This is a genomic window from Prevotella sp. E13-27 (assembly GCF_023217965.1).
In the GTDB taxonomy this organism is placed as follows: Bacteria; Bacteroidota; Bacteroidia; order Bacteroidales; family Bacteroidaceae; genus Prevotella.
Genome location: NZ_JALPSC010000002.1, coordinates 802,603 through 815,298 on the forward strand (window position 1 = coordinate 802,603; position 12,696 = coordinate 815,298).

The following is a 12,696-nucleotide window of genomic DNA, read 5'->3' on the forward strand; positions in this document are numbered from 1 at the left end:
ATTTACGCAAATTTTTTTAAAGAAAAAGTTTAAGAGGTGAGACCTCTCACCTCTAACCAATCGCTCCTGGCGTTTAGTAAGAACGCTCCGAGCGTTTAGGCCTAATGCTTCTGGCAGAGATAGCGCAGGTAGTAGTCGCTGTAGTCCTTGCAGTCGGGAGGCAGCTGATGGTGCACCAGCGAGGGCAATACCTCCTTCAGCTGGAGGAACAGGCGCTCGCCAGGGGCGTCATTATCTGGCCACATGGAAAACCCACCCCCTGCCCCTCCCGAGGGGAGGGGAGATGGATTAGTGATATTCGAAGTAGAGGTTGTCCATTGGTTTGTAGCACCCCTCTCCTTCGGGGCGCTCGGCGCTTGCGACGCTTTGCTTGCAAAGAATGGGCTGGGGGTGGGGTTTAGCGTTAAGAGTTGTTCTTTATCCTTCTTTGTTAACAGGGTTGCTGACGGTATTGCGATGGCTTTGTGACCGGCTGAAAGGAGACTCCAGCAGTCGGAGCAGCCCTCGGCTATGTAGAGCTCGTCGCCAGGCTTCAGAAGGTTCAACACTGGCAGGTTATATATGCCGCATTGAGAGCCTTGAGGAAAGCGGAAACGAGGCAGAGCGCCGCACACCAAATTGCGGTTCTGCACACCCACCAGCTTCCCTTCGCGGTCGTAGTAAGGTATCTGTAACCACGGCACGCCTTGCTTGTCACGCCACGATGTCAAACGGCACCAGCGAACTACGCGCTCATCAAGCCTGCGCTCTTCGAAGAGAAAGTGTCTTGCCTCAGGAGAAAGCCAAGGGCGCTCGAAATACCTTTCATAGCGAGAAGCGTCAAAAGTGCACAGCGGAACCGACCCTATTGTGCACTTTTCAAGGATGATGTTATGCTCATCCGCCAGCCAACGGCAGGCTGCTTTGAAATCGAGATTCAAGTGTCGCATCACCAAGTCAATGGTTCCGCCGCTGGCTCCGCACACGAAGCAGCGGTAGGTGTTTTTTCTCACGCTGAACGAGAGGCTGGGGTGGTGGTCCTCGTGGAAAGGACAGAGGCATTTGTGTCTCGTGACTTGCAGTCCGAGTCGCTCTGCGACCCCCTCTATGGGGAGGTCGCGGAGCTTTTGAAGTTCAAATTTATCCATAAGACTCACCCCCAGCCCCTCCCTGTGAGGGAGGGGAGTAGAATGTATGTTGGGGGTATTCTACTATGATTATCCATTGTTATTTTATTGATACTGTAGGTGACCACCCCCTCCCTCACAGGGAGGGTGAGGGGAGAGTCTGTTTCAGGTATTCTTCTGTTTTGCTGTACAGTCCTGTCTGCGCAGAGTAGGTGATGAACTTGCGGAACACCCATACGCGCAACTGGTTCTTCGTGCCTTCCTTGCTCTTTCCAGACTCCAAGCGTAGCGCCTCCAGCTGTGCCTCGTTGAAGCTGTTGGGCAGCGAGTCGAGCATGTTCTTCGGACCGCCTTTGGCGGCTTCTTGGATGCTGGCATCGCCCCCCTTGAGCAGGTCTGAGAAGATTCTGAGTTTGCTCCAGATATCTCGGTATAGCAGCCATTCCACCATATCTCCCATGGCCTTCGTCCACGTCTGGTTATTGAGCGCCCAGAGAATGCATCCAGCCTTCCATGCCGAGACCAATGCTCGCTTCGACATGTCCCACAGCACGTCATCGTCGGTCAGATCGGCTATCGATGCCATATCCTCGGCCAGCTTGTCCGTCAGCTTGTTTAGCGGTCTTATGACGTAGCGTCCCTTACAGATATCAAGGCGTTTCAAATATTCGTCGAGCTTCTGGTAGAAGTCTTCACTGTACTGTCCTTGTCGCGGTATGCGTCCGCTGCGATTGCCGCGCGCCTTGTAGGAGAAGACCATTCGTCCAAAAGTGCCGTTGAACAGTTCTTTCTTGTAGAAACTACGTGCTGCAACCGGTGTCGATGATATGGTCATGCACACACGCAGTATTGGGTCGCCTGTTATGCCGTCGGCCGTGGCGCGCATGGCGCCTGCATGCATTCTATCATAAACATTGCGCAGAAGGTGGGAGACCTGCTTGTGTCCGCCACATAGTTCGTCAGCCATTTCCACTTCAGGCAGGTTGAAGTACTGAGTTCTTCCCCCCAACTTCTCACAGCCCATGGCGTTCTGTAGGAAGCCTGCACGCGTGGTGTCGGTTGGTGGGAAGAGTATGGCCACATCCGGTCTGGCAGGCTTCTCTTTGTTTGACCCACGAGTCTTTGTCTGCCTTGACCATTCCACTAGTTTATCCAATTCCTCCTTGTCGTGCTGACGGAAATCGCGGCAAATAGCTTCCACCAAGTTGCCCAATTGGCCCTTGTTGTTGCCCGAATCAGCAACGAGATGTGCCATTTGGCCACACATTTCCTTCCAAGTGAGGTCGGGATATTGAAATTCTGCGCCGCTGATGTGTGCGCCAAGAACGGGGAAAAACATCGGAACGAGGGGTTCATACATGTCTTTTGAGGCCTGTGAAAGCAGTATTTTGATGCATTCTGTGCCTTTTCCGAGGTTAGGCATCTCTGGTGCCTTCTGTTTACTGATATCGTATCTCATTGATTATTAGCTTTTTAGATGAATTAATAATGAATTAATATTGGTCCAACCATTACATTACAGTCATTACAGTCGTTTTTTTGAGGGTATGCATTTCCTCTATATTCTATATATAATATATATAACTAATTATATATCAATAAGTTATAAATAAATTTAAGGGATTAGAAGAAGATGTATACCCCCCTTTTTTTAACTGTAATGACTGTAATGTAATGATTTTGGCTTTTTACTTTTTACCTTTTCCCTACCAGGCCCTCCAATGCCCACATTAGTTCGTTGGCCACGGAGGTAGCGAATTGTGCCACACTGAATCCAGGTTCTTCTATATGCACGTCGCGGAAATTAAGGCCGTAGGTACCGTTGTCGCGCTGGGTGACTGTGATGTGCTCTCCCTTGAAGATGTGTGGGTTGCGCTTCACACGCTTCTCACTACAGGTCTCTATGAAGGTCATCGTCTCGTTGTAGCGGTACTCGTCGGCCTCCACATCGCGGCGCAGCACGCCCTGATAGCTCTTGCCGGCCTTCATGCGGCGGTCGCTCCGCAGATAGGTTGTCACGTCCATACACAGTTCTTTGTTCTTGTTCAGTCGTTTAGATATCTTTTTCATAATCGTTGTTTTTAAAAGAAATTGTTGTTTGTTGTTTTTCAGAAACGAATTTCCCTAATTAGAATTAATTCTATCCACGAATTTCTCTAATCTAAATCTTTGCCTAAGACAATTATTTCCATAATTCGTGAGAAAAATTAGAGTCAATTAGGATCATTCGTTTCAAAAGAAATTGTTTTTATATCACGTTAATGAGATGAATTTTCCTGCGGTTGTTTTTAGGTCTCACGGCGAAGTGTAACCAGTATTCGCGGGCGTTACGCTCCAGGAGTATCTCGTCGAAGTCCTGACCTGTCTCGTCGCTAATGTCGAGCAGCTTCACCGCATAACGCAGCAGCTGTTCCTTGCTGTTGACGCGAATGTCGGCAGCACATCCCGTTAGGTGGTTCGACGTGGGGCATCCTCCCACCAACCTGTTCAGCTCCTTGCACCTGTAGCCACTGTTGATGATGATAGGCACCTCCCTCACTTTCTCCAACCACTGGCACACCCTTGTCAGGTTATCTATCACCTTTGCGTCGGGCTGTGTCTGTCGCTGCTGGTCGAGGTATCCCAGCTTCACGTTGGTGCGTGTCATCTCCTCGAGAGTGAAGTGTGGCGTCAATCGAACGCCTTCAAGCTTATTTGTTTTATTGTTTTCCTTTGTCATAATAGTAAAGTTTTTTATATGAATAATGTTACTTTCGAAATCGTCTGCAGACTTGTGATTTCGCTGGCAAAGGTATGAGTATTGGCAAAGAAAAAGGTCTTATATAAGACTTACTATAAGACTTATATAAGACCGTAAACGCCCTGTTTATGGGCTATTTCAAGAGGTCGTCTATTCGGCGTGCATCGGGCGGCAACTTACCTGTCTGTTGCCACGAGCCAGCTAGCTGTGCCATGTTTGGAATGCCCCACAGCTGCTGAAACAGTTTCCACTTCTTTTTTATCTGCAATCTTTCAGCCATCGCCGTCGCTAAGTAGGCAGCCTGATTGGCCGACACGCCCTCGGCCAGAGCATAGCCGTCGGGCACTATGAACCCAGCATTCCTCAGACGTTGCCACAACACTTGCGCCTCGTCTGTAAACAGTTCGCTCATATCATCGGTTACGCTACCGCCAGCGCCCACTTGCGCCGTCTCCACAATCTGTTCATCGTCGAAATGGTTCAGCAGTTCCATTATCTCCTCAGACAACTCCAGCTTGGCAGCTGTTATCAGCTCCAGGAACACCGTCTTGGCAGCCTCGCGCTTGCTTAGTGTTTTGCGCTTCGATGTGTTCAGATATATGCGCAAGGCCTTCGACACATCATCCTGTGACGACTTCTTAGCGACTCCAGCCGATAGTTTGCCCAACTCTTTCAGTTGCATGTCCTTTTCCTTCAGTTGCATATCCTTCTCCTGCAGTTGGTCATCTTTCTCCTGTAATTGCCTTTGCAGCCCTTCGTTCTCTTCGCGTAGTGCCTCGTTGTCATTCCTCAGCTGGCTAATCTCGTCCAGCAGGTCTTCGGTAGCCGACAGCGTCAGCAACAGTCCCTGCAACCGACGAGCCTCTTCTGCTATTCTCTCCTCATCACGTTCAAGCAAGCGACGGCCATCCTGTGCTGCCTCTTTCAATTCTTCAATATTCAAGCTTTTATTCATAGATTCGTAGTATAGATTACTTTAGTGAAAAATGAGGCGCAAAGGTACAAAAAATTCCCGCTCGCCATATCAACGAACGGGAATATAATTATGTTAATGATTGTTAGTTCTCAGATAGTCAGAGAGATAGACGTAGGCGGATATAACTGAGTCATTTTGTGCTCAATTTGGCCTCTATCTCTTCTATAGTATTTGAGTTATATCTTTCTCAGCCCATAGGCATCGCGGTTTTAAAGGCTATACATTATTATTTAAAGAGACTCTATCTCCGCTACAGTCAGTCCTGTATAACGGGAGATTAGCTTAGAGTCCATACCATCGCGCTTCATGCGTTGTGCGGTCTGTATCATATTTTTGTGGACAGCAGTCTCCTTCACCACCGAAAAGTTCTTCTCCCACTCATCCCAGTCGGTCTCAGCCAAATAGCGAGCCACTTGCTCGCGCAGAGGCGGCAGGTCGTCGCGGATGACCGACCAGACAATGTCGGGATCTACTTGATAGTAGCCATGTGCAAGGTTATGGCGCATCTTGGTTATCATTATCCACGGTGTTTCAGGATGTGCCTCGCAGAAAGCTTTGGTGAGGTTATAGGCTGCCTCGCCGATAATCATCGTGTGATAAGCGATGCCGCCAAACAACACCTTGTCAACAGTCAGTTCCTCACGCGTCATTTTCTCACAGCGATTGAGGATAGTGTCGATGGCATCAAGTATGTGCGCCAAGCGTTCACGGTCTTTAGGCTGCTCTCTCATAAATCAGGATTTTATCTCGTTCAACACTCTCGCGGGCAAAGTCGGCCAAAGAATTTTCTGTCACCAAATCTACTGGGCGGTCGAGCAACTTCTCAAGATCGTTCCACATGCCGAAGAATTTTAGACCGATGGGCTGTGAATGATCAAGGACAACGAGGATGTCGACATCGCTCAACGGTGTCTCCTCACCTCTGGAGAAGGAACCGAAAATCCATGCCCTCAGGACGGGTTGCGTCTTGAAGTATTCAGCTATCTGTTGTGTTATCGCTTGTGTACTCATAGCAGTCTGTTTGATGTATCAATAGCCGTTTTGTCAATAATTAACCTTCAACTTAAATTCAAAGTTTTTCGTTATTCTGCTGCAAATATACAACAAGATTTCGAAAACAAGAATAAAAACATCAAAAAAAGTGCGGAAAAGAAACAGCCAATACAGACTAAGAGTAATTTCTTCATGTAATTAATCATTAATATAGGATTTAGTGGTCATGTCATAATACAGGGCCTCCAACTCGGCCAGAGTCAGTTTCTCAACACTGTGCTCGATGATGCGGATGAGTTCATCGCGCCGTCCTTCGTCGGACTGATTATAACGATTAATATATGCCATAAATATCTGAAATCATTAAAGAATCGTAATAATTGGGCACAAAGGTAGCAAATATTCATGGATTTTTCTTATATTTGCCCATTGATTTAATATGTTTTGTGATATGATAGACCAGATTATTGAATACTGATATGAAAAAATTAATTGTATGCCTTATGGCAATGATGGGCGTGCTGACCATTTCAGCCCAGCAGAAAGTAGAGAACAAGGATGCACAGGTTGCCATCAACAACATCATGACGCGCACCAGCATCCGACAGTACACCAATGAGCCAGTTTCAAAGGCTGACATTGAGACAATGCTTCGTGCAGGCATGGCTGCTCCCACAGCCGTCAACAAGCAACCCTGGCATTTCGTAGCAGTTACCAACAAGGACAAACTGGCAGAGCTTGCTGGTCGCAGAGGCATGATTAAGCAGGCAGGTGTGGCCATTGTGGTTTGTGGCAATCTGGACAAGGCTTTGCAGGGAAAGGCACAAGATTATTGGATTCAGGACTGCTCGGCAGCTACAGAGAACATCCTCCTTGCTGCCCATGCCCTAGGACTCGGAGCTGTATGGACAGGCTGTTATCCTATGGAAGACCGCGTTGCCGAGGTTTCCAAGGTATTGAAATTGCCAAAGAACATCGTTCCTCTGTGCGTCATCGCCATTGGCCATCCTGCAGAACAGCCTAAACCAAAGGATAAATGGAAGCCTGAGAACGTGTCATATAACGAGTTTGGTGGTAAGGCGGAGTAAGTAACTATGAATGCAGCAAAACCGACGGCGTCGCTCTTTCAGCGACCTGCGTGGGTGGCTCTGTTTGCGTTTACGGCTGCCTTCGCATGGGGATGGGCATATCCGCTGATAAAGCTCGGATTTGCTGAGTTCGGCATCGGACGGGATATGACGGGGAGCAAGATGCTCTTTGCCGGAATACGCTTCTGCTTGTCGGGCCTCATCATACTGACTATAGCCAGACTGACAGGGAGGTCGTTTTCACTCAAGGAGGATGGCAGAAAGAGTGTGGTGGGCAGTTGTTTGTTCCTGCTGCTCTTTGCGCTACTTAACACCACGCTTCACTATGCGGCATTCTACATAGGACTGTCGTATAGTTTAGGTTCCAGAGCGTCGATACTTAACTCATTGAGTGTCTTCGCTTTAGTTCTGTTGGCCTGTGCTTTTTACAAGAGCGACAAATTGATCTTCAGAAAGGTTCTGGGCTGTGTGACGGGCTTCCTCGGCATAATGGCCCTAAACCTTGGAGGGGAGGAGAGTGGGGCGTTCACGCTGATGGGCGACGGACTGATAATAGCGAATGCTCTTTGTGGAGCCTTTGCGGGACTGATGACGCGAGGTGTGAACAAGCGTGTTGATGTGTTCGTGGGTACTGGCTACAGCCTCAGCGTGGGAGGAGCGCTACTCGTCATTCCAGGACTCATGATGGGTGGCACTTTGCATAATGTGACGCCTTGGGGTATAGTGATACTGGCGCTACTCATTGGCATATCTACCATAGGCTTCACGCTCTATAACAAGCTGCTGACTTGCAACCCAATGGGAAAGGTGGCCATTTGGAACTCGCTAATACCTGTAGTAGGCGCAGTAACATCGTGCATGTGTCTTGGAGAAACGTTTTATTCGAAATACGCTCTCGCCGCTGTTTTGGCAGCAACAGGTATATACATCATAAACAAAGGGAAGAAATAGATATTTTTTCACAATTATTCTTTTGTATCAATAATATTGTGTACCTTTGCAATATAGAAAGACTACAGATTTAAAACAAGACAATACAATCCATAGGCACATGCTTCAAATCCGCTGTACTAACAACAACGTAACAAAGAGTTTCCCGGAAGGCGCATCGCTCCTCGATGTCTATCAAGAGTTTGCCGACGAGATAAAACTGCCATATCCGGTGGTGTCGGCAAAGGTGAACAACACACCTCAGGGACTGAAATTCCGACTGTACCAGAATCGCGATGTGGAGTTCCTCGACGCACGAGAGGGAAGTGGCCACCGCGTATATGTACGCTCGCTGAGCTTCGTGCTTTACAAGGCCACACAAGACCTGTTCCCCGGATCAAAGCTGTTCATAGAGCACTCGCTGTGCAGAGGCTATTACTGCAACTTCAAGAAGAAGAGCAACGAGCCACTCACTGACGAGAATGTTGAACAGCTCTGCCAGCGCATACAGGAGATAATAGACCTGGACATGCCGTTCCGACGCACAGAGGCAACTACAGAAGAGGCGCTGAGGGTCTTCTCAGAGCGCGGATTCTCAGACAAGGTGAAGCTGATAGAGACGAGCGGACAGATTTATACAGACTACTACACGCTGGGCGATACCGTGGACTACTACTACGGACCATTGGTGCCTTCGGCAGGCTATCTGAAGGTGTGGGGGCTGGAGCGTTATCAGGACGGATTGCTGCTTCGTGTGCCCGACTGGAACAACCCCATGAAGCTGGCGGAGAAGGTGGACCAGCCAAAGACCTTCGAGATGTTTGCAGAGAAGACGAAGTGGGACATCATAATGCGACTTTCGAATGCGGGCGATGTGAACAAGGCTGTCCTGAAGGGACATGCTTCGGAGCTCATACAGGTGAGCGAGGCTTTGCAGGAGAAAAAGATTGTGAAGATAGCAGAAGAGATAGCCGACAGGGTGGAGAACGGCAAGGTGAAGATAGTGCTCATCACAGGACCATCGAGCTCAGGAAAGACCACGTTCTGCAAGCGACTGTCAGTACAGCTGCTGGCATGCGGACTGAGACCGCTGTCGTTCTCAACAGACGATTACTTCGTGAACAGAGTGGACACGCCGAAGCTACCTAATGGTGACTATGACTTCGACAACATAGAGACTGTGGACTACCACCTGCTGGAAGAACATCTGACAAGACTCATGCAGGGCGAACGCGTGGAGGTGCCAGAATATAACTTCACCACAGGCAGGCGCGAGTGGAACGGCAAGAAGCTCAAACTGCAGTCGGACACCGTGCTGATAATTGAGGGAATACATGCGCTGAACCCTCTGCTGACGAAAACTATTGGCGACGAGATGAAATACAAGATATACATCTCGGCACTGACAAGCATTTCACTCGACGACCACAACTGGATACCAGTGCGCGACAACCGCCTGCTTAGACGCATCATACGCGACTATAACAAAGGCGCATTCACAGCTAGAGAGACGATAGCCCAGTGGAAAAACGTGTGCGACGCAGAAGACCAGTGGATATTCCCATATCAGGAGACAGCCGACGTGATGTTTAACTCGGCGCTGAACATTGAGTTTGCCGTGCTGCGCACTCACGCAGAGATAATACTCACATCGGTGCCAAAGAACTGTCCTGAATATGCAGAAGCTCACCGACTGCTGAAGTTTATACGCTACTTCATCCCGGTGAGCGACAAGGAGATACCTCCAACATCAATCATGCGTGAGTTTGTGGGAGGCAGCAGCTTTAAATACTAATAAAACTACGAAACATAATGGAACAGTACCAGTATCATATCTTCGCTCCATATCGCGTTTGTCCCTTAGGAGCACACGTGGACCATCAGCATGGACTCGTGACGGGATTTGCAATAGACAAAGGCGTTGACCTGTGGTTCAACGTGCGTGATGACGGACAGGTAAAGCTGAAATCGCTCACTTTCGAGGGCGATGTGGACTTTGCTATTAACGCTCCGTCGCAGGTGAGAGAGCATCACTGGGGTGACTATGCTCGCGGCGCCAAGTATGCGCTTCGCAAGCGTTTCGAGCTGGAGAAAGGCATAGAAGGCGTGATAAAAGGCTCGCTGCCAGTGGGCGGACTGTCGTCAAGTGCTGCTGTGCTTACGGCTTATGTGATGGCGTTTGCCAAAGCCAACGGCATAAAGCTACAGCCATTTGAGGTGGTCCAGATAGCTTCGGAAGCTGAGCGCGAGTACATTGGACTGAACAACGGTCTGCTTGATCAGGCGTGTATAACCCTGGGAAAGAAAGACGGACTGCTCTTCCTGGACTGTGACACCAACGAGTATCGCATAATAAAGCGCAACCCCGATATGCCCACGTTTGAGATAGGCATATTCTTCTCAGGACTGACACGCTCGCTGGTGAACAGCGACTATAATCTGCGTGTGTATGAATGTAAGACAGCTGCATGGAACATGCTTGCATATACAGACCAGCCTCTGAAAACATTTGACAAGACATTCCTGCGCGACATTCCCAAGGCAACATTTGAGAAGACACGCATAGCAATGCCTGCTCGTTTCGCACGCCGTGCTGAGCACTTCTACAGCGAGTACCGACGTGTGCGTCAGGGCGTTACTGCATGGGAGACGGGCAACATGAAGCTGTTTGGCAAACTGTCGTTCGACTCCTGTGAGAGCTCAATAAACAACTACGAATGCGGATCGCCAGAGCTGATAGCCATCTACGAGATAATGAGGTCGCTGCCAGGAATATATGGCGGACGATTCTCGGGAGCAGGATTCAAGGGAGCTTGCATAGCACTTGTTAACCCTGAGCATAAAGAGACAATAGAAAAGGAACTGACAAAGCGCTATCTGGAACAGTTCCCAGAATACGAGAAGACATTCCATGTGTATTGGGTGAAGCCCGATGATGGCGCACGATTCGTATAAGGAAGCAAAAACAAAAAAATAGACATGAAGAATATAGTTATAGCAGCAGGCTATGCCACACGTCTTGGAGAGCTGACGAAGAATTTTCCCAAGCCTCTGTTGAAAATTGGGTCGAATACCATCCTTGGACGAATGCTCGACGATATTGACAACATTGATGAGATAGACGAACATGTGATAATAACTAATCATAAGTTCGCTCCCATCTTTGACCAGTGGGCAAAAGAGACTCACTACAAGAAGCCAATAACCATCATTGACGATGGAACAGAGACCAACGAGACACGTCTTGGCGCTGTGTGCGACCTCCTGTTTGCTATGGAGAAGCTCAAGGTTGATGACGACATGCTTGTTGTGGCAGCTGACAACCTGCTGTTTTTCTCGTTTAAGGAGTTTGTTGACTTTGCCAACGAGAAAGGCACATCATGCATCATGTGTCACGAACAGCCTTCAATAGAAAAACTGCAGAGGACTGGTGTTGTGGTGCTCGACGACAACATGAGAGTATTAAATATGGAAGAGAAACCACAAGAGCCGAAGAGCCATTGGGCCGTACCACCTTTTTATATATATAAGAAGAAAGACCTGGAACTGATACGTCACTCTGTTGAGAACGGCTGTGGTAAGGATGCGCCAGGCAACTTGGCTCACTATATGGTGGACAACACGGAGATGCATGCCTGGCAGATGACTGCAGGACGATTCGACATAGGCAGTCTGGACACATATTACGAGGCTGTGGAGAAATACGGAAAGGAATAGATTGAAAAGAATTACAGAAATATAAATTGTAGGAAAACAAAAATGGAAAAGATTACATTAGACAACAAATGTATATTGGTCACAGGTTCAGCTGGATTCATAGGAAGTAATCTGGTAAAGCGACTCTTTCATGATGTGAAAGGGGCTACCATCGTTGGAATAGACAATATGAACGACTATTACGATGTTACGCTGAAGGAAGCACGCCTGAAAGAATTAGAGCAACTGGTGCCAGAGGGTACGAAATATGTATTCGTAAAGGGCGACATAGCCGATAAGACAACGATAGACGGCCTCTTTGCAGAATATAAGCCGGCTGTCGTGGTGAATCTCGCCGCTCAGGCAGGAGTGCGCTACTCAATAACAAATCCTGACGCATATATACAGTCAAACCTCATTGGATTTTACAACATCCTTGAAGCATGCAGACATTCCTACGACAATGGTCAGAGTGGGGTAGAGCATCTGGTTTATGCAAGCTCATCGAGCGTCTATGGTTCAAACAAGAAGGTGCCTTATTCTACTGACGACAAGGTGGACAACCCTGTGTCACTCTATGCTGCTACGAAGAAGAGCAATGAGCTGCTGGCACATTCATATTCCAAGCTCTACAATATACCTTCTACAGGACTGCGCTTCTTCACGGTCTATGGTCCTGCAGGACGTCCCGACATGGCGTATTTCGGATTCACAAACAAGCTGCTGAAAGGTGAGACAATCCAGATATTCAACTACGGAAACTGTAAGCGTGACTTCACTTACGTGGATGATATTGTCGAGGGTGTAGTGCGCATCATGCAAGGCGCTCCGTCGCGCAACATAGGAGAAGACGGACTACCTCTTCCTCCATATGCAGTTTATAATATTGGCAATAGCAATCCAGAGAACCTGCTCGAATTTGTGAACATTCTTCAGCAGGAACTTATAAGGGCAGAAGTGCTTCCTGCCGACTATGACTTCGAGGCACACAAGCAACTGGTACCAATGCAGCCAGGCGACGTGCCCGTAACATTTGCTGACACATCGGCACTGGAACGTGACTACGGATTCAAACCATCGACAACGCTTAGAGAAGGACTGAGAAATTTCGCAGAATGGTATAAGAAATACTATATGAATTAATATCTATATTGTTAATATATAGAT

At 48.3% G+C, this 12,696-nt stretch carries 14 protein-coding genes; 6 read left to right on the forward strand and 8 right to left on the reverse strand.

Features of this window, described 5'->3' with window-relative positions:
- Window positions 1-101: 101 nt before the first annotated feature.
- From M1L52_RS12325 to M1L52_RS12360, 8 genes are all read right to left on the reverse strand, one after another.
- Entirely contained in the window at window positions 102-1,127 is a 1,026-nt protein-coding gene (locus M1L52_RS12325; protein WP_248615299.1) for a CHC2 zinc finger domain-containing protein, read from the reverse strand.
- Window positions 1,128-1,242: 115 nt separating this feature from the next.
- Complete coding sequence (locus M1L52_RS12330; protein WP_248615300.1) at window positions 1,243-2,565, reverse strand: hypothetical protein; 1,323 nt, start codon at window positions 2,563-2,565, stop codon at window positions 1,243-1,245.
- A gap of 236 nt (window positions 2,566-2,801) precedes the next feature.
- The gene (locus M1L52_RS12335) at window positions 2,802-3,176 is read right to left on the reverse strand and encodes a hypothetical protein (RefSeq protein ID WP_248615301.1); all 375 of its coding nucleotides are present in this window, start codon (window positions 3,174-3,176) and stop codon (window positions 2,802-2,804) included.
- 178 nt (window positions 3,177-3,354) lie between these two features.
- Window positions 3,355-3,825 (reverse strand): D-Ala-D-Ala carboxypeptidase family metallohydrolase, encoded by a 471-nt coding sequence (locus tag M1L52_RS12340; RefSeq protein ID WP_248615302.1) that lies wholly within the window; start codon window positions 3,823-3,825, stop codon window positions 3,355-3,357.
- A gap of 154 nt (window positions 3,826-3,979) precedes the next feature.
- Window positions 3,980-4,789 (reverse strand): hypothetical protein, encoded by an 810-nt coding sequence (locus M1L52_RS12345; protein WP_248615303.1) that lies wholly within the window; start codon window positions 4,787-4,789, stop codon window positions 3,980-3,982.
- Window positions 4,790-5,052: 263 nt separating this feature from the next.
- Window positions 5,053-5,553 (reverse strand): DUF86 domain-containing protein, encoded by a 501-nt coding sequence (locus M1L52_RS12350; protein ID WP_248615304.1) that lies wholly within the window; start codon window positions 5,551-5,553, stop codon window positions 5,053-5,055.
- Window positions 5,537-5,833, reverse strand: coding sequence for a nucleotidyltransferase family protein (locus M1L52_RS12355; protein WP_248615305.1), 297 nt, complete (start codon window positions 5,831-5,833; stop codon window positions 5,537-5,539). The genes M1L52_RS12350 and M1L52_RS12355 overlap by 17 nt, the downstream gene beginning before the upstream one ends.
- A 180-nt stretch (window positions 5,834-6,013) precedes the next feature.
- Window positions 6,014-6,163 carry a hypothetical protein gene (locus M1L52_RS12360; protein ID WP_248615306.1) on the reverse strand — a complete coding sequence of 50 codons (150 nt, stop codon included), beginning with the start codon at window positions 6,161-6,163 and terminating at the stop codon, window positions 6,014-6,016.
- Window positions 6,164-6,294: 131 nt separating this feature from the next.
- On the opposite strand from M1L52_RS12360, the gene M1L52_RS12365 reads away from it, so the two are divergent.
- The 6 genes from M1L52_RS12365 to M1L52_RS12390 all read left to right on the forward strand — a co-directional run bounded on the left by M1L52_RS12365 (window position 6,295) and on the right by M1L52_RS12390 (window position 12,672).
- On the forward strand, window positions 6,295-6,903 hold the full coding sequence (locus M1L52_RS12365) for a nitroreductase family protein (protein WP_248615307.1): 609 nt from the start codon (window positions 6,295-6,297) through the stop codon (window positions 6,901-6,903).
- Window positions 6,904-6,909: 6 nt separating this feature from the next.
- Entirely contained in the window at window positions 6,910-7,854 is a 945-nt protein-coding gene (locus M1L52_RS12370) for a DMT family transporter (protein WP_248615308.1), read from the forward strand.
- Window positions 7,855-7,954: 100 nt separating this feature from the next.
- Window positions 7,955-9,628: a nucleoside kinase gene (locus M1L52_RS12375; protein ID WP_248615309.1), complete on the forward strand. Its 1,674-nt coding sequence runs from the start codon at window positions 7,955-7,957 to the stop codon at window positions 9,626-9,628.
- A 17-nt stretch (window positions 9,629-9,645) separates the two neighbouring features.
- Entirely contained in the window at window positions 9,646-10,788 is a 1,143-nt protein-coding gene (locus M1L52_RS12380) for a galactokinase (protein ID WP_248615312.1), read from the forward strand.
- A gap of 24 nt (window positions 10,789-10,812) precedes the next feature.
- Window positions 10,813-11,550, forward strand: a complete 738-nt coding sequence (locus M1L52_RS12385) for a nucleotidyltransferase family protein (RefSeq protein WP_248615314.1) — start codon at window positions 10,813-10,815, stop codon at window positions 11,548-11,550.
- 42 nt (window positions 11,551-11,592) lie between these two features.
- Entirely contained in the window at window positions 11,593-12,672 is a 1,080-nt protein-coding gene (locus M1L52_RS12390; RefSeq protein WP_248615315.1) for an NAD-dependent epimerase/dehydratase family protein, read from the forward strand.
- Window positions 12,673-12,696 lie beyond the last annotated feature (24 nt).

Bases quoted from the DNA above. Each gene is read 5' to 3' on its own strand.
- M1L52_RS12375 (WP_248615309.1), top strand. From the start codon at position 7,955: ATGCTTCAAATCCGCTGTACTAACAACAACGTAACAAAGAGTTTCCCG.
- M1L52_RS12390 (WP_248615315.1), top strand. From the start codon at position 11,593: ATGGAAAAGATTACATTAGACAACAAATGTATATTGGTCACAGGTTCA.
- M1L52_RS12335 (WP_248615301.1), bottom strand. From the start codon at position 3,176: ATGAAAAAGATATCTAAACGACTGAACAAGAACAAAGAACTGTGTATG.
- M1L52_RS12325 (WP_248615299.1), bottom strand. From the start codon at position 1,127: ATGGATAAATTTGAACTTCAAAAGCTCCGCGACCTCCCCATAGAGGGG.
- M1L52_RS12360 (WP_248615306.1), bottom strand. From the start codon at position 6,163: ATGGCATATATTAATCGTTATAATCAGTCCGACGAAGGACGGCGCGAT.
- M1L52_RS12330 (WP_248615300.1), bottom strand. From the start codon at position 2,565: ATGAGATACGATATCAGTAAACAGAAGGCACCAGAGATGCCTAACCTC.
- M1L52_RS12350 (WP_248615304.1), bottom strand. From the start codon at position 5,553: ATGAGAGAGCAGCCTAAAGACCGTGAACGCTTGGCGCACATACTTGAT.
- M1L52_RS12385 (WP_248615314.1), top strand. From the start codon at position 10,813: ATGAAGAATATAGTTATAGCAGCAGGCTATGCCACACGTCTTGGAGAG.
- M1L52_RS12355 (WP_248615305.1), bottom strand. From the start codon at position 5,833: ATGAGTACACAAGCGATAACACAACAGATAGCTGAATACTTCAAGACG.
- M1L52_RS12365 (WP_248615307.1), top strand. From the start codon at position 6,295: ATGAAAAAATTAATTGTATGCCTTATGGCAATGATGGGCGTGCTGACC.
- M1L52_RS12370 (WP_248615308.1), top strand. From the start codon at position 6,910: ATGAATGCAGCAAAACCGACGGCGTCGCTCTTTCAGCGACCTGCGTGG.
- M1L52_RS12380 (WP_248615312.1), top strand. From the start codon at position 9,646: ATGGAACAGTACCAGTATCATATCTTCGCTCCATATCGCGTTTGTCCC.
- M1L52_RS12340 (WP_248615302.1), bottom strand. From the start codon at position 3,825: ATGACAAAGGAAAACAATAAAACAAATAAGCTTGAAGGCGTTCGATTG.